The following is a 16,769-nucleotide window of genomic DNA, read 5'->3' on the forward strand; positions in this document are numbered from 1 at the left end:
ATTTTAGTATTCGAAAAGGACACTTCCCCAAGTAAATCCACTTCCGAAAGCCGACATACAAACCAAATCGCCTCGCTTCATACGACCTTCTTGGATTGCTTCACTTAACGCAATCGGAATAGAAGCTGCCGTTGTATTTCCATATTTTTGAATATTGATAAATACCTTCTCATCTGGCAAATGCAATAATTGTTGAACATATTGCGCAATACGGATATTCGCTTGATGTGGAATCAAAAGATCCAATTCATCAATCGTTTTACCAGCTTTGTTAAGCGCTTCCAAAATACTTTCTGGGAAACGAGTAACCGCATGTTTGAAGACGAAATTACCATTCATAACTGGATAGATATCTTCTGGCGTAATCGCTTCTGGTTCGGTTAACAGGCGATCTGCCCAACCGAATTTTGAACCTGGAAATTTAACTGCAAGTTCTTCAGCATATTTACCTTCAGAATGCATATTAACAGCCAAAATACCTTTCACGTTTTCGTCTTCCGAAGCCGACAAAACTACAGCACCAGCACCATCACCGAAAATTACAGAAACACCTCGTCCTCTATCTGAGAAGTCCAATCCAAAAGAATGAATCTCAGCGCCAACAACTAAGATATTTTTATAAGTCCCCGAAACAATCAGCGCATTTGCCATGCTCATCGCATAGACAAATCCTGAACATTGATTTCTGACATCCAATGCACCAATCGTATCACAACCTAGCATTTCTTGCAACAAAACACCATTTCCAGGAAAAAAATAATCTGGAGATAAAGTCGCAAAAATGATGTAATCGATATCCTTAGATGTTAAATTGGCATTTTTAAGCGCCATTTCCGAAGCTTTAAAACCTAAAAAAGCACTCGTTTCTTGGCTGTCATTTCGATCTTTACGATGACGTCTTTCTTTGATACCTGTTCTTTCTGTAATCCACTCATCATTGGTATTCATCAATTTTGACAAGTCATCATTGGTAACTATATTTTCTGGAACATAATGTCCCACACCTGTAATTTTACTTTTAAACATACTTTAAGCTTATAAAATAGTGATGCAAAAATAATGTTTTATTCATTACATAGAAGTTTATTTAACTATTAATAATAGATAAGCTGATTAAATCTGATAAAACCAGCCATCACACCGCAATTTTAACAATAATATCACATTTAATTATTTTTATTAAATAAATAAAAAATTCTATTTTTAGCATAGAAATACAAATTTTTACAAAAATTATTTAGCTTTGCGGAATGGCAATAGAAAGCATTTTTAAAAACGAATACTGCGAGTGGTTGGATGTGGAAATGGCGAATGAAGATGATTTAGCATTTCTGCATTCTCGTTATCATATTAACAATCTCATTTTGGAAGATACCATTGATCCAAATCACTTACCAAAATATGAAGAAGTTGATGAGGTAAAATTCTTCCTGATGCGCGAAAACACCGATATGGAACGACAAACACTTAATACCATAAGTGACGTCAGTACCAAATTGAGCCTTTTTGTATTGCCAAATCTCATCATTACCGTACATCGACTTAAAAGTAAATGTATCCGCGAAGTACTTGATGAAATTAACAAAAATTCTAAACTTGCTCATACAATTACTGCCGACAGACTAGCCTTGAAGCTTGCATTGGAAGTTATGAAAAGTTACGATGAAGAAAGTCAACATTTGGTGGAAGTTTTGGATAATATGGAAAACGAAATTTTCTTAAAAAACACCAATCAATCCAACCAAATCCGAAGACTTTACAAGCTAAAAAGAAAAGCGGGACTTAATACAAGAATCCTAAACATTTCCTCAGAATGGATTAACAAATTCCATGGGTTGGAGTTGGAGGAAGTTGAAGTTATCGACTTACTGGACAAGCAAAAAGATGTGTTGGCAGATTTTGACCATCTCAACGCACAAACCACCAACTTAATTTCGATGTTTTTGGCATTATCAGATCAAAAAGCCAATCAGGTTATGAAACTATTGGCAATCTATTCGGTTTATTTTTTACCAATAACCTTTATCGCAGGTTTGTACGGAATGAACTTCGAAAATATGCCCGAACTAAAACTGCCTTATGGCTATTACGGCACATTAGCATTGATGGCATTAATTGTTGTTGTCACCTTTGTATATTTTCGCAGAAAAAAATGGTAGCCTTTAGTAGACTACCATTTTTTTTATGTTTGATAAAGTTCTTACTTTACTTTTTTCAAATCCAAATCACCAAAGTCAAAACTAAAATCGGTAACATCCGAAATCGGTTTCATGCTTGCTGATTTTGCTTTAGCACTTTCATCAAAATCTACGATAAAAAACGCATCGGCATCGTAACTTCTATCATCCCATTTAACAACAAAAGTATTATTATTGTAAGGTAACAAATCACCTTTTAATCGTGGCGAAGTTTTGCAATACAATCGATACTTTTTGCCTTCTTGTTTAACTTCAACATCACCAAACCAAGCATCATTGTAAGTTCCTACAAATTGCTCAGGTTTTAGGATAAATGTTTTTTCCGCAGCTTTAACTTGATCATAAACATCTTTTTTCTGCTTTTCAAAACGCTCATTGTTCTTCGCCATTCTGTCAGCATTTTGTTTCAACCAATTTCTATCTTCAACACCCAAATAACTGTCTTTAATTGCGTTAGTCACGGTTGTGAAAGCTGCACCAGACTGCTGATTGGTCAAGGCTACAATTCCTAATTTTAATTCAGGAATCATTGTGAATAGTGTCACAGTACCAATTAATCCACCACTATGCTGAACTTGCAATTTTCCTTTAACATCGCTCAAAAACCAACCAAGACCATAACCATAAAAATGAGTATCATAAGGATTTTTTGGAGCCACTTTATCCGAAATCTGCAAAGACCAAAGCTCGTGTGCATTCTTTTCAGAAACCAAACGTTTACCTTCTTTAGTTGTAAAATTGTTCATTAGGAAAGTTGCCCAAGTCGTCATATCTTCAACATTACTCATAATTCCGCCTGCTGCGTTCGCCGTTTCATTCCAGTCGTGAGGTACAGCAATCGCTTTTCCATCAACTGGAGCATGCGCATCAATAATGTTTGATGAAGATTTTGCACGGTTATAAGAACCAAAACTCGCTGTCATCCCAACAGGCTTTAGAATTCTCTGTTCGATAAAATCCGCCCACGATAGTCCACTAATTCTTGTAATAACTTCACCCGCAACAATAAACATAATGTTGTTGTACTCTAGCTTTGTACGGAAAGAATGGTCAGGTTTTAGATAACGAACATTACGAACGATGTCCTGAATACTTTGCGTTCCTCCTTCTGGGAAAAACATCAAATCGCCTTGTCCCAAACCAAGTCCTGCACGATGCGTAATCAAATCACGAACTGTCACTTCCTTAGAAACATAAGGATCATACATTTGGAATTCGGGGATAAATTTCGACACTTTATCATCCCAATTTAACTTTCCATCATCCACCAACATCGCCAAAGCCGTAGCGGTAAAACCTTTAGAATTGGAAGCAATCCCTACCAAAGTTTTGCTATCCATCGGAAGTTTATTCTTTAAAGAACGAACTCCAAATCCTTTAGAGTACACCATTTGACCGTCTTTAACAATACCAACAGACATTCCTGGAACATCAAAAGTTTTGAGGGTGTTTTGGATAAGCTCGTCCAGCTTCGCCTCAGGCATTTGTGCCCAAAAAGTCGAAGTCGCTAACACGAACATAAACATAAATCTTTTCTTCATAGTTAACTTTATTATGAAGCCAAAGATATTGAATAAATAAAGGAAAATTAAATAATTATCTTTTGAAAATGATGAATTTCTAAAGCTTTACGCATTCTAAAGCCTTTGGAAGATAAGAATTAGGGAAGATTTGTCGTGCTTCGGTGGTCATAACTGTCAAATCATCGTAACGATTAGAGAAATGTCCCATAATAAGTTTGCCGACTTCCGCTTTCTTCGCAATTGTTGCAGCTTCTTGCGCCGTTGTGTGACCAGTATAATCTGCCATTTCTTTTAATTCGTGTAAGAATGTAGACTCGTGATAAAGGACATCCACATTTTTTATCAAAGGGATAATATCTTCTTTGTAACGTGTGTCACTACAAAACGCATAAGAAACTGATGCTTTGGGATCCGTGGTTAATTCAGCATTTGGAATTATTGTTCCATCTTCGCAAACGAAATCTTTTCCGTTTCTCAGATTTTGGTAATCGCAAATTTCGATTTCGGGAAATTCGGAAATTGCCGCCATATTAAGATGACGTTCTTTTGGTTTTTCTTTAAACAAATAACCATTACAATAAATCCTGTGATCCAAAGGAATCGTGAAGACTTCTACCCTTTTGTCTTCATATATTTTTTCCGAAACTTTTTTATCCAACTCGTGATAGACCACTTCGAAACCGCGATGTGTTTCAGTAATCGTAAAAATTGTTTCGAGCATTTTTTTAATACCTTTCGGGCCATAGACATGCAAAGGCGTCGTCCTACCCAAAAGCCTGAAAGAGGCAATTAATCCTGGCAAACCAAAACAATGATCGCCATGAAGATGCGAAATAAAAATATGATTAAGCTTAGAAAATCTCGCTTTTGCTTTTCGTAACTGAACCTGAGTCCCTTCTCCGCAATCAATCAAAAACATACGTTCTTCCATCTCCAAAAGCTGTGCTGTTGGCGACGAATTAACAGTCGGAATTGCGGAATTAAAACCTAATATGGTCAGATATGTACTCACAAATTTATTTTACAAAGGATTGACAGAAAGATAGTCTAAAAATGTTTTAAGCGCTTTACTTCTGTGCGAAATTTTATTTTTTTCTTCGGCTGGCATTTCAGCAAAAGTCGTATTATGATCATCTGCCATAAAAATCGGATCGTAACCAAAACCACCTTCACCAAAGACTTCTTTTGTTAAATTCCCATAAACACGACCTTCAAAATAATGTTCTCCAGAAGCATCAACCAAGCATAAAACAGTGATAAAATAAGCACGACGATTGGTTTCGTCTTTCATTTCATCAAGAACTTTTTCGATATTTTTTTTGAAATCGTGATCTCCTGCATAACGTGCCGAATAGATTCCTGGACGACCATCCAGAGCTTCTACAACCAATCCACTATCATCACCAAGACTTGGCTTTCCTGTTTTTTCAAAACAATATTTAGCCTTTATTAAAGCATTTTCTGCGAAAGTATGTCCATCTTCAACAATTTCTTCATTTAAGTTGTAATCGCTAAGACTTAATACAAAATAATTAGAACCTAAAATCTGTTGAATCTCTTCCTTTTTATGAAGATTGTGTGTCGCAACCAAAATTTCCATCGAGCATAATTTATCCTTCAAAGATACTAGCTTTTCTTCGAAAATAGAAAACAAAGCCCCACATAAAAATGTTAAAAATCCCTACACCAATCATAAAACTGTAGATAGGCTTAATTGGTAAAAGCGTATGCGTTGTCTCAGCGCCATATTTGATCATTATTAAAGCCATAATCAAATTATTAAAAGCATGCAAAAGGATTGGCAAAACGAGAGATTGTGTTTTTTCATACACCAAGCCTAAGACGATACCCAACAAAAAAGCGCCAACAAATTGCCAAGGATACACATGAAAAGCACCAAAAACAAATGCCGAAATAAAAATGGCTATCCTTGGATTGACACCGTTTTTAATAATCGACTTTTGGATTACACCACGGAAAACCAATTCCTCTAAAATTGGTGCCAAAATAACAGTCATGATAATCATGCTCACATTATCCATTGCCAAGCCCTTCATTTGCGCTTCAAATTTCTGGTATAAATCACCAAAAAAAACACCTGTCGTTGGTACAAAAGTCACTAAATATTCGGCGATTAACATCATCCCAAACATCATTGGAAAAACGATAAGATAAGTTACAAATCCATTCTTCTTAAAGTCAAATTGTAGCTTTAATCCTTTTGGTTTTAAAACAAAAAAATAATAAAAAACCAATGGCGATATCATGCTTACCGAATAGCCAATAATTGCAAACCAAGCTGATGCAGCGTAATCGATATGGAATATATAGATGCACAACACCGCAAGCAAAGCGATAATCGTTTGACCAGCAACCAAACCTAGAAAAAGAATTAGCGCTGCAAAAAAGCTAAGTGGTTGTATTGTGGATTTCATCTTTATTTTAATTCTTTAAGATAGTAAAGCGCTTCATTTGGAAACATCTCAGGATGAAAAATTTTAATATAATCTTTAAGCACCAAATCTGCACGAACAGCACCACTTTGGAAATAATCATTTGCCATTCCTACCTCACGATTGTTAATCATGTACAATTTTCCATTTTGGAACACCTTCATTTTCGAATAATTAGGATTGATATTTAGCATAGCCTGTTTGGTTTGATAAGCGCCAATATTCACCCAATATTTTGCATCTTCTGACTTTTTGTACACTTCTTCAAAACTAAGAGGAATTGCATTAACATCTGTATTATCTGCTAAAACATAATTGGCATTTGCATCACGAAAATAATTAGCAACAGAAGATTTTCCACCTGGCAAAAACCATTGGTTGCCGTACATTTCGTTACAAAGAACAACAGGTTTTTCTGCACTTTTCGAAGCTTCCTGTTGCAAATTATGATAATCGGTTTCAATTTTTTTGTAACGTTCTTCCGCAAGTTCTTTCACCCCGAACAATTCTCCAAATAACAAAAGATATTTTGATTTGTTAAGTGGCGTCGTTTCTAAATATTCGTCAAGAAAAATAATTTGAATATTGGCTTTTCTTAAAATCTCATAAGTATTTTCGAAGCTCGGAACATAATTTGTTAAAATCGCATCTGGCTTTAAAGAAAGAATTCTTTCGATGTCATATTTTTGTTCGTTACCGATATTTGCTATTTTGTTAGAAGCAACAGCTTTTCGGATATTTTCGTCAAAAATATATTCGGGACTTGCAACGCCAACAATTCTGTCCACCAAATTAAGCTCTGTGAAGAAGCCTAAAAGCGAAGAATTGAGCAAAACGACTTTTTTGAAGCCCAATTTTGACGAATCGAAGAAGTTTTCGAATTTTCCAGACTTTAGAACAAACTGCTGTCCGTCATTTTTATAACTCAAACGTTCTGAAATAATTACAGCGTTTTCTGTTGTCGGAATTTCTTTTTTCTTACATGATGTTAAACAGAAAAATGAAAATAAAATAAAAAAAAGTGCTTTCATATTTCAAAGAAAAGAAAAAAGTGTTATATTTGCAAACCCTTACGAAACAAGGTAACAACGGCCTCGTGGCGCAACTGAATAGCGCATCTGATTACGGCTCAGAAGGTTATAGGTTTGAATCCTATCGAGGTCACAATACCGACAAATGAAATTAGATTTCTTTGTCGGTTTTTTGTTTTATAAGCTTTTGTGAATCTGTTATTTAACGATAATCTTTTGTGAAGAAGCTTGATTTTGACCTTTGATGTTTACTAAATAAGTTCCTTTCGATAAATTTTTAACATCGATAACAACCTCTTTATGATTTTTGTAGATCTTCTCAAAAACAAGTTTCCCAGACATTTCTGTAAGATTGATTGAAAACTCTTTTGCCAATTGTGTGTCGATTTGGATATTAATCTTGTCGGATGTAGGATTAGGAAAGATTTTAACAAGATTTATTTTATCAGTTTCAGTTGTGTTAAGTCCAACATTACTCCCTGTGGTATTCTTCCATAATTTATTTTTACCAAAAGCTCGTCCAATGATGTAGCCCGCATTATCATTCGCAAAGTGCATAGATGTCATATCAATATCAAAACTGTTATCATACCAGCCTTTTGCAACATATTCGCCAGCCTCATTTTTAGTCAACTTAATAACACCTTGTGATGACGTATCATAATTCAATGCTCGAGCATCAAGAATTCCCCAAATTGTATTTTCATCAATTGCGATAATTTTCCTTAGCGTATGTGCTGAATAACCACCAACTCCTTCAATTTGATTGCCACTATTAGTTATTTTATAAAGTTTTTGAAAATAATAAAAGCCAAGATTTTCATTTAAAAAATGAAATGGTGCGATTGCGTCAAATATTTGCCAAGATTTCCCTGCATCAGTAGTTTTAGCCAATCTATTCTCCCAGTGCTGGTCACCATTATCCAAGTAGCTCATCTCGTCTATCCCAACAAAACCAACATTTCTATCAAAAAACTGCATTTGGATACCATGTTCTCCAAAAAAAGGTGATTGTACAGGTGCACTCCAAGTCGCACCGCCATCCTCGCTCTTTATTAAACCTTTGTTAGTATTTAGAAAAATCAAATTCTCGTTAACGCATGATATAACATCTATCCCAGAAATATTTTCAATAGGAAATTGTGTCCACGTTTCTCCAGCATCTTTGGTTTTAAGAAGCGTATTTCCGCCAGCTAACACATATCCAATTTTGGAAGTTGGAAATTGTATCTCTCTCAAATAAAGATCAGTTCCACAGTTTTTTTGTTGCCATGTCGTGCCAGCATCTGTAGATTTAAGAATAGTGCCATTCGCACCTGTGATGATCACAATATCTGGTGTTATAGCATATATATCACTAAGCCAAGTTGTTGTGATATTGGATAAATCTTTCTCTACCCATTGCGCATAGCAAGAGATATTAAAAATCAGGAGTAAAATAGAAGATAAAAGTGTTTTCATAGAGTGTTAGTTTATTTTAACTAAAGATAACAAAAACATTAAATAAATTAATAAATATTCAAAAAAAACATCAAATAAGCTCAACTATTACCATAAAAAACAAACATCTTCAAACAATTCAAAAGTGTACTAAATAAAAAAACATTCTCACAGAAACTATGAGAATGCTCTTTTTGAAAAATTCAACTGACATCCTATTACGGATATTTTTAATCTTATAAAAAATTGAATTTCTAAATTTTCAGATTCTATCGACCAAAATCGTCCTGAACTCTTACAATATCGTCTTCATTGGAAGGATTAGAAGCGTCAACATGTTGCCAGATTTCCGCAACAACGCCCCAATTATCCAAACCAATCAAACGGTGTCTTTCGCCCTGCTCCAACTTGATTTGATCTTTCGGATGGTACTCTACCAACTCTCCTTCCTCATCTGTTGGACTTCTTTTGATACCAACTCTTCCAGAAACCACTTGCCAAATCTCGGCTCTTCTGTGGTGGTATTGCCAGCTTAATCTTGCTTCTGGAGCTACCAAAAGAATTTTAGGACTTAGCTTTCCTCCGATTCTCAATCCGTCCACATCGATACCGTCAAAATAGATGTTTGCAAAATCTTGCGCTTGGCTTTCATCAATTACAAAAAAGCCTCCCCAAGGTCTGGAATCGTCTTTTGCAACGATATTAAACTTTTGTTCGGTCAACATTTTTTCGACCTCATCAAAGATTTTATTCTTTTCCATTTATTGTTTATTTATTTTGAATTTTACTTTTCTTTTGACATTGAGTAAGGAAAATCCTTTTCCTCACTTCCCCTTTGTTTATTCGGGACGTTATTCATTTGGAAATCCAAAACCGCACCTTGAATCAATTCTTTATGACTTAACCAATTTTTAGAATAAGCTTGGTTATTCACTTTTAAGCTGTTAACATAAAGATTTTCCGCACTATTTTCTGGTGCATTTATTTTAATTGAATTTCCATTTTCTAAATGAATAATCACATTCTTAAACAAAGGCGCTCCCAAAACATATTGATCTGTTGCAGGTGTTACTGGATAAAAACCTAAAGCTGAAAAAATGTACCATGCCGAAGTCTGTCCATTGTCCTCATCACCACAATATCCATCTGGCGTTGCTTGATACAACTTGTCCATCACCTTTCTTGCCCAATATTGTGTTTTGTACGGCGCTCCAGCATAGTTATAAAGATAAATCATGTGCTGAATTGGTTGATTTCCGTGGGCATATTGTCCCATATCCATAATTTGCATTTCGCGGATTTCGTGGATCACAAAGCCATAATAACTATCATCGAAAACTGGAGGAAGCGTAAAAATTTCGTCCAACTTTGCTTCGAATTTCTTTTTGCCACCCATTAAAGTTGCCAATCCATCAACATCTTGAAAAACTGACCACGTATAATGTAGACTATTTCCTTCCGTGAAAGCATCACCCCATTTGTACGGATTAAATGGCGTTTGGAATTTGCCATCCTTGTTTTTGCCACGCATCCATCCAGACTCTTTATCGAAAAGATTTTTGTAATTGTAAGCACGCTTTTTATAAACATCAATCTCCGATGCCGGTTTTCCCAAAGCTTTTCCTAATTGATATATTGCAAAATCATCATAAGCATATTCCAAGGTTCTAGCAGCGTTTTCATTAATTTTGACATCATAAGGCACATAACCAAGCTGATTGTAATAATCAACACCTTTTCTACCAACGGCGCTCATCGGTCCTTCATTATTTGCACCATGCTTTACAGCTTCCCAAAGCGTTTCGATGTCGTAACCGCGAAGTCCTTTGAGATAAGCATCCGCAACAACCGAGGCAGAGTTGTTACCAATCATAATATCGGAATAGCCTGGACTACTCCACTCAGGCAAAAATCCACCTTCTTTGTAAGCATTAGCCAAACCTTCCTGCATTTCAACATTAATGCTAGGATAGACCAAATTTAACAATGGATAAAGTGCACGGAAAGTATCCCAGAAGCCTGTACCAGCGAACATTCTTCCATCCAGAATTTTGCTGTTGTATGGACTCCAATGTTTAATTTTGTTTTGTGCATCAATCTCATAAAGTTTCTGAGGGAAAAATAAGGTTCTGTACAACGACGAATAGAAAGTCCTTGTCTGTTGATCTGTCCCACCTTTAACTTCGATTTTGCTTAAAGTTTTGTTCCAAATATCTTTTGCTTCAGTTTTTACTTGGTCAAAAGTTTTGTTAGCGATTTCTCTTTTTAAATTTAATTCAGCTTGTTCAAAACTTACAAAAGAAGAAGCGACTTTTGCATACACTGATTCTTTATTTTTAAGTTTAAAACCAATAATTGCTCCTGCATGATTGGACGAATTTTCTAACTGTTTGTCCAACAATTTTTCGTCTGCCCAAATTTGGGTTAAATCAAAATCTTTATCAAACTGAACAACAAAATAGTTTTTGAAATTCTCATATTTCCCTGAAGCATATTTGGTCGTATAACCAATGATTTTGCGCTCTTTAGGAAGAATTTTGATGTACGAACCTTTGTCCAAAGCATCGATAACAACATAAGCGCTATCCGTTTTTGGAAAATCAAACTTAAAAAAAGAAGCTCTTTCCGTTGGCGTGAAAGCAGTTGTAACATTCGCGTCCGCTAGATAAACGCTATAAAAATAAGGTGTTGAAATTTCAGCTTTGTGACTAAACCAACTCGCTCTTTCTTCCTCTTTGAATTTTGGTTTTCCAACGCCTGGCATTATGGCAAAAGCACCATAATCATTCATCCAAGGCGATGGTTGATGCGTCTGTTTGAAGCCTTTTATTTTGTCTGCATCATAACTGTAAGCCCAGCCGTCGCCCATCTTTCCTGTTTGTGGCGTCCAAAGATTCATTCCCCACGGAAGACCAACAGCAGGATACGTATTTCCGTTGGACAAAGACGGCTTCGACTGCGTTCCCATCAAAGGATTGACATAATCGACTAGCGAATTTTGCCCAAAAGAAATAAGATTTATAAAAACAAAAAGCGTAGCAAATATAGATTTCATTTTCATAATTTTAATTATTGTTTGACGATTGCTTCAACGCATAGCTTGCAGCACCCAATATGGCTGCATCCTCAAAAATAGCAGATATTTTTATTGGTAAATTAATGTTATTCTCTTCTAAATTTCGGGTAAGTTTTTCCTGAAAATAAGGATAAGCTTTTGCGATATTACCACCAATAACCAAAACATTCGGATTATAATTTTTAACATGTTGCACGACAAAATCACTAAAATGATCTGCGTATTCATCAAAAATTAGAGTTCGGATGTCTTCGGATTTTTCGAGTAAATCTTTAGTCCCAGAAATATCTTCTCCTGTAAGTTCTTTATAACGCTTAATAAACCAATTGGTTGTCAAATAATTTTCGAAAATGCTTTCTTTATAAGGTGCATCCCAAAGATCTTCGTCGGTTGCAAATGTACCATCATAAAACGTACTTCCAAGTCCCGTTCCTAAAGTAATGCCAAAAACGCGTTCGTAATTTTGGACTGCGCCACCAAAAATTTCGCCTTCCAAAAATGCTGCTGCATCATTGACAAAATGAATTTGTTTCTCAGAAATCGAAAGTCTTTGCGCTAATTCTTTTTTAATATTCAAATTAAGAATGTTGATAAATTTGCCATGCGTCATCAACGAAATTCCGTTTTCATAATCGAAAGGTCCAGGCATTGCAACACCGATTAATACAAGATTTCTATCGAGATTTGCAATAAGTTTTTCTATCGCCGAAACCCAAGCGGACAGAATAACTTCTTTTTCTGCTAAAGAATCAACATGTTCTCGAAGATAAGTTGACGCGATGATTTCGCGATTTTCAGTTGTTACCTGCGCCATCGTAATATGCGACCCACCAACGTCTATTCCTACTATTTGTTTCATTTTATTTTGGCTTAAAAATAAGATAAACAAGCGCAAATTCGATATTTTTCAACATCAAATTTGCGACTTGTCTTAGAGTTTGTTTAAAAATTTTACTGAAATTTCTAAAAATGCTCTTAATTAAAAAAATATCAAAAAAGTGTTATTTCACCATTACTTTTCCAGAATCTACAACTGCACTTGCATCAGCACTTTGAACCTTGTAAATATAAAGTCCAGCACCCAAGTTAGACGAACTAATCACTGAATTAGTATCCGAAATCTTTTGCGTTTTCACCAATTTTCCAGTTGCATCATAAAGCGTAACAATTGCTGATTTTTCTTTAGTCACAAAGTGAATATCGTCACCTTTTTTAACTGGATTTGGATAGATTTTAGTTTTTGCAGAAGCAACATCACTAACCGCCATATCATTAACACAAGCTACATCTGTACTCCAATTAGCGTCTGTCATATTGTTCAAAATTGCGAAATGCGTATTAGCCGTTTGGTCGAAAGCCGCGATACCACTACCTTCATTAAACTTCCAATTCGCTTCCAATCCTGCAGCATTAGGTGCTACAATACATTGTGTCGCTACGACTTCGTCCACAGATAAAGCTTTTTTCCAAACTCTAAACTCGTCCATGAAACCATTAAGTCTTCTATCGTTATTGTTAGAATTTCTCGCCGCTAAGAAAAAGTTCCCATTAGCATTAAATGCTCCCGACGCTGAAACCGTTGCATCTAAAGCACCGTTAACATAAAGCTTCATTGCTGCACCATCATAAGTTGCTGCAATATGATACCAAGCATCTTTATTAAATTTAGTTGCTGATTTTAATTTAACTTGTGCTCCGCCGATACTTACCACAAACTGCAAATAATCTCCCGTTGGAATATCGCCATCTCCAAAACGCAATAAAGCCGAGTTGTTGTCTCCTCCTTCGATACCTGCTACTGACGAAATGTAAGGAAATGCAGTTTGAAAAGCACTCATTTTAACCCAACCTTCCAAAGTCAAAGCATTTCCGCTAAGGTCAAAATTACCTGCATCTAGATAATTGGTCGTTCCGTTAAAATAAAGCGAACGATTCCCAGGACTTTGCACTGGCGTGAATCCACTTTTGAAAGATGACTCATTCGAAAATGTACTAACCTGCGCTCCACAAGAACTTTGAACTTTCCACGTGTAAGCTGTGTTAGGCGTTAAACCTTGTAAGTTGTAAGTATTAGTCGTTACATTATTAACCGTTGTCCAATCTGCTGCCGTTGCTGCTTTGTACTGAATCGTGTAAGAACTAGCATTGGTCGATGTCCACGAAACAGTCGCTGATGTCCCTTTGTAGTTAGATGATGACAATCCGTAAGGTGCAATACAGCCGTTACCCGAATTAAAACGAGGTGCAAAAATATAAGTACTCGTCAATGAGGCAGAACAATTTGATTGAATTCTCCAATCGTACTCGGTATTTGCCGTCAAATTATTAATCGCAATACTACTTCCAGAATAGTTGGTTGCAACACTTGTCCAAGTTGAAGAATTAGCCGCTTTATAATCGATGTTATAGGTTTTGGTCGCATCGCCTGTCCAAGTTAAAGTTCCTGATGTCCCAGCAAGATTTACAGCATCTAATCCAACTGGTGCATCACAATTAACACCAGCAGTCCAAGCATAAGTTGCCCCTGATAATGTTGTTGTCTCACCGTACAAGTTGCTCGTCGATGTCGAAATCTTTGCACTAGCATCTGCTTGACGCAAATCATACCAAACAATCACACCATAACCATCGGTTTTAGTTCTTGTAGATTGCGTATTGATTACCGATGTCGATGTCGATTGCACATTAAATGCAGCAGCTCCTAATTTAGGTTTTCCTAAAGGAGGAACAGCAGTCGCCATTTGCGTCATGTAAGTTCCGTAAAGACCGTTGTAAGCATAATCGATATAGTTACCAGCACGATCTGCTCCATTCGTTAAGTAAGTGGTGGGAACTGGTGCACCAACCGAGTCAGAATAATCATAAAGCGTCACCAACTTATCTGGCATGGCTGCTTTTAATTCTTGTAAAAGCATTGTAAAAGATGCTCCATTTTTCACATTTCCAGTTGTTGGATAACCCGCATATTCGTCATCGAAATCGACACCATCCAGACCATAAGTGTAAACGGTATTCGCGACTTGCAAAGCAAAATCTTTAGCAGCTGCCTGATTTTGGAAATTCAAAATACCGACACCTTGGTGATTACCAATAAGACTTAATAATACCTTGATTCCTTTTTGTTGAAGTGGTCGCACATAAGTATTAACATCGTTAAGGACTTTGGTAACGTTGTTATTATTGTAGATATAAGTACGACCTTTTGAAGCATCGTAATTGATATTTCCCGCAAAAATAATCGCGCTATCAAATGCTGGCTTGCCCGAATTGGTCAACGTGTAAGCGCCAACATTAAGCAAGTTATTGTCATTAACCTCCACATAGCAGAAGTTTTGTGGATTCTGCTGAGCCTTAACTTGCGTCGATAACAAGCCGCCTAGCATCATCAAAAGAAGCGTTTTTTTCTTCATATTAAAAGTTTTTTAATTGTTAAAAATGGTGTATATCTGAAATTTGTGTTTAGATTTCAAAAGCTTAACCTAATAATTCTGGGCTTTCATTGAAAGTTTTCCAAAGAAGTTCTCCAAACAAAGTATTAGCCCAAGCAAACCATGATCTTGTAAATTTTGTGCTATCATTTTTATTAAATGACTCGTGCATAAAACCTGTACCGCCATGTGTTTTTTGTAAAATCTGAATACAATTTTTGATTTGAGTTTTATCTTTAGTTGTCAAAGCTTTCATTATTAAACTCATTGGCCAAATCATATCCAAACCGATGTGTGGACCGCCGATTCCTTCCGCAACCTTACCTTTGAAGAAGAATGGATTATTCTCTGACCAAACAAATTTTCTGGTATTTTGATAAATAGGATCGTTTTCTTTAACGGCATCCAAATACGGTAAACCTAATAAACTCGGGCAATTAGCATCGTCCATTAAGTTATAACTTCCAAAACCGTTAACTTCAAAAGCGTACATTTTTCCAAACTCTGGATGGTTGTAAACGCCATATTTGTTAACAGCGTTTTCGACTTCATCAGCCAAAGCAGAAAGCTCTTGTGCTAGTTTTGTTTCATTTTTAATTTTGGAGACCATTTCCGAAGCTTGTCTCAAACTAACAACTGCAAACAAGTTAGATGGAATAAGGTACGCCCAAATTGTTGCATCGTCACTTGGGCGGAACATCGAACAGATAAGCCCATTTGGTTTTACAGGATAACCGTAACCTCCCATCGGAATACCGTCTGTCGCCCAATCTGTCGTTCTTTCGAATTTATAGGGACCGAGATTTTCTTTTCTTTGTTGCTCTTTGAAAGTCTGAAGCGTCAACTTAATCCCTTGCAACCAATTGTTATCAAAAGGTTTGGTATCACCTGTTTCTTTCCAAAAATGATAAGCCAAACGAATCGGATAACACAAAGAATCGATTTCCCACTTTCTTTCGTGGATACCATCTTTCATATCGGTATGGTCAAACTCTTTCCACTTACTAACTTTGTTATCGTCGTTGTAGAAAGCGTTTGCATAAGGATCTTTTAGAATGAATTTCGTTTGTTTATGGATAACACCAGCAATTAACTTATGAAGTTGCTGATCCGTTTTTGTAAATTGTAGATACGGAAAAACTTGCGCCGAACTGTCTCTTAACCACATCGCATCGATGTCACCAGTAATAACGTAAGTGTCGGGTGTTCCGTTTGTTTCGCTAAAGAAAACCGTTGTGTCCAAAGTGTTTGGAAAACAGTTTTCGAAAAGCCAACTTAGCTCTTTATTTTTTACTTTCTTTTTAAATTGTGAAATTGCATTTTCTACCGCCTCACTAGAAAAATTTCTTTTGTTCTTGGCAACACGTACCACAGGATAATCTTCTCCCCAAATAGCTTTCGAAAAAGCCAAATTCGGGAATAGTAATCCAGCACCTGCCAATGAACCTGTTTGGATAAATTTTCTTCTTTTCATTATAATTTATTTTTTCGCGATTTTTTATTGTTAAATTAGTTCTCGATATAATTTTTTCAAAATCTACTCGAACTGACGTTAGTTTTTTTAATCAAGTTTATTTACTTTTCCTCCATCTAAAAATAGTTCTCGATACGATTTTTTCA

At 36.0% G+C, this 16,769-nt stretch carries 13 protein-coding genes and 1 tRNA gene; 2 read left to right on the forward strand and 12 right to left on the reverse strand.

Annotated features, from left to right (window positions below; translation table 11 throughout):
* Nucleotides 1–3 precede the first annotated feature (3 nt).
* Nucleotides 4–1,026 carry a beta-ketoacyl-ACP synthase III gene (locus Q1V95_RS15610; RefSeq protein ID WP_300675644.1) on the reverse strand — a complete coding sequence of 341 codons (1,023 nt, stop codon included), beginning with the start codon at nucleotides 1,024–1,026 and terminating at the stop codon, nucleotides 4–6.
* A gap of 224 nt (nucleotides 1,027–1,250) precedes the next feature.
* Between Q1V95_RS15610 and Q1V95_RS15615 the strand changes: the two genes are divergently transcribed.
* The gene (locus tag Q1V95_RS15615) at nucleotides 1,251–2,159 is read left to right on the forward strand and encodes a CorA family divalent cation transporter (protein ID WP_300675645.1); all 909 of its coding nucleotides are present in this window, start codon (nucleotides 1,251–1,253) and stop codon (nucleotides 2,157–2,159) included.
* A 41-nt stretch (nucleotides 2,160–2,200) separates the two neighbouring features.
* Here the strand turns inward: Q1V95_RS15615 and Q1V95_RS15620 are convergent, their stop codons facing one another.
* The 5 genes from Q1V95_RS15620 to Q1V95_RS15640 all read right to left on the reverse strand — a co-directional run bounded on the left by Q1V95_RS15620 (nucleotide 2,201) and on the right by Q1V95_RS15640 (nucleotide 7,205).
* Nucleotides 2,201–3,739 (reverse strand): serine hydrolase, encoded by a 1,539-nt coding sequence (locus tag Q1V95_RS15620; RefSeq protein ID WP_300675646.1) that lies wholly within the window; start codon nucleotides 3,737–3,739, stop codon nucleotides 2,201–2,203.
* A 79-nt stretch (nucleotides 3,740–3,818) separates the two neighbouring features.
* Nucleotides 3,819–4,733 (reverse strand): ribonuclease Z, encoded by a 915-nt coding sequence (locus tag Q1V95_RS15625; protein ID WP_300675647.1) that lies wholly within the window; start codon nucleotides 4,731–4,733, stop codon nucleotides 3,819–3,821.
* 9 nt (nucleotides 4,734–4,742) lie between these two features.
* Complete coding sequence (gene rdgB, locus Q1V95_RS15630; protein WP_300675672.1) at nucleotides 4,743–5,321, reverse strand: RdgB/HAM1 family non-canonical purine NTP pyrophosphatase; 579 nt, start codon at nucleotides 5,319–5,321, stop codon at nucleotides 4,743–4,745.
* Nucleotides 5,322–5,331: 10 nt separating this feature from the next.
* Nucleotides 5,332–6,156, reverse strand: coding sequence for a type II CAAX endopeptidase family protein (locus tag Q1V95_RS15635; RefSeq protein WP_300675648.1), 825 nt, complete (start codon nucleotides 6,154–6,156; stop codon nucleotides 5,332–5,334).
* Between the two features lie 2 nt (nucleotides 6,157–6,158).
* Nucleotides 6,159–7,205 (reverse strand): ABC transporter substrate-binding protein, encoded by a 1,047-nt coding sequence (locus tag Q1V95_RS15640; protein ID WP_300675649.1) that lies wholly within the window; start codon nucleotides 7,203–7,205, stop codon nucleotides 6,159–6,161.
* Nucleotides 7,206–7,264: 59 nt separating this feature from the next.
* On the opposite strand from Q1V95_RS15640, the gene Q1V95_RS15645 reads away from it, so the two are divergent.
* Nucleotides 7,265–7,338 (forward strand) — tRNA-Arg (locus Q1V95_RS15645).
* 65 nt (nucleotides 7,339–7,403) lie between these two features.
* On the opposite strand, the gene Q1V95_RS15650 is transcribed toward Q1V95_RS15645, so the two are convergent.
* From Q1V95_RS15650 to Q1V95_RS15675, 6 genes are all read right to left on the reverse strand, one after another.
* A complete protein-coding gene (locus tag Q1V95_RS15650; RefSeq protein ID WP_300675650.1) occupies nucleotides 7,404–8,666 on the reverse strand; it encodes a T9SS type A sorting domain-containing protein in 1,263 nt (420 codons plus the stop codon).
* A 248-nt stretch (nucleotides 8,667–8,914) separates the two neighbouring features.
* Nucleotides 8,915–9,406 (reverse strand): phosphoheptose isomerase, encoded by a 492-nt coding sequence (locus Q1V95_RS15655; RefSeq protein ID WP_300675651.1) that lies wholly within the window; start codon nucleotides 9,404–9,406, stop codon nucleotides 8,915–8,917.
* A gap of 23 nt (nucleotides 9,407–9,429) precedes the next feature.
* Nucleotides 9,430–11,700 carry a GH92 family glycosyl hydrolase gene (locus tag Q1V95_RS15660; protein WP_300675652.1) on the reverse strand — a complete coding sequence of 757 codons (2,271 nt, stop codon included), beginning with the start codon at nucleotides 11,698–11,700 and terminating at the stop codon, nucleotides 9,430–9,432.
* 10 nt (nucleotides 11,701–11,710) lie between these two features.
* Nucleotides 11,711–12,580 (reverse strand): ROK family protein, encoded by an 870-nt coding sequence (locus Q1V95_RS15665; protein WP_300675653.1) that lies wholly within the window; start codon nucleotides 12,578–12,580, stop codon nucleotides 11,711–11,713.
* A gap of 142 nt (nucleotides 12,581–12,722) precedes the next feature.
* Entirely contained in the window at nucleotides 12,723–15,131 is a 2,409-nt protein-coding gene (locus Q1V95_RS15670; protein WP_300675654.1) for a LamG-like jellyroll fold domain-containing protein, read from the reverse strand.
* Between the two features lie 64 nt (nucleotides 15,132–15,195).
* Nucleotides 15,196–16,623, reverse strand: coding sequence for a glycoside hydrolase family 125 protein (locus Q1V95_RS15675; RefSeq protein ID WP_300675655.1), 1,428 nt, complete (start codon nucleotides 16,621–16,623; stop codon nucleotides 15,196–15,198).
* Nucleotides 16,624–16,769 lie beyond the last annotated feature (146 nt).

The organism is Soonwooa sp. (assembly GCF_030151385.1).
GTDB lineage: Bacteria > Bacteroidota > Bacteroidia > Flavobacteriales > Weeksellaceae > Soonwooa.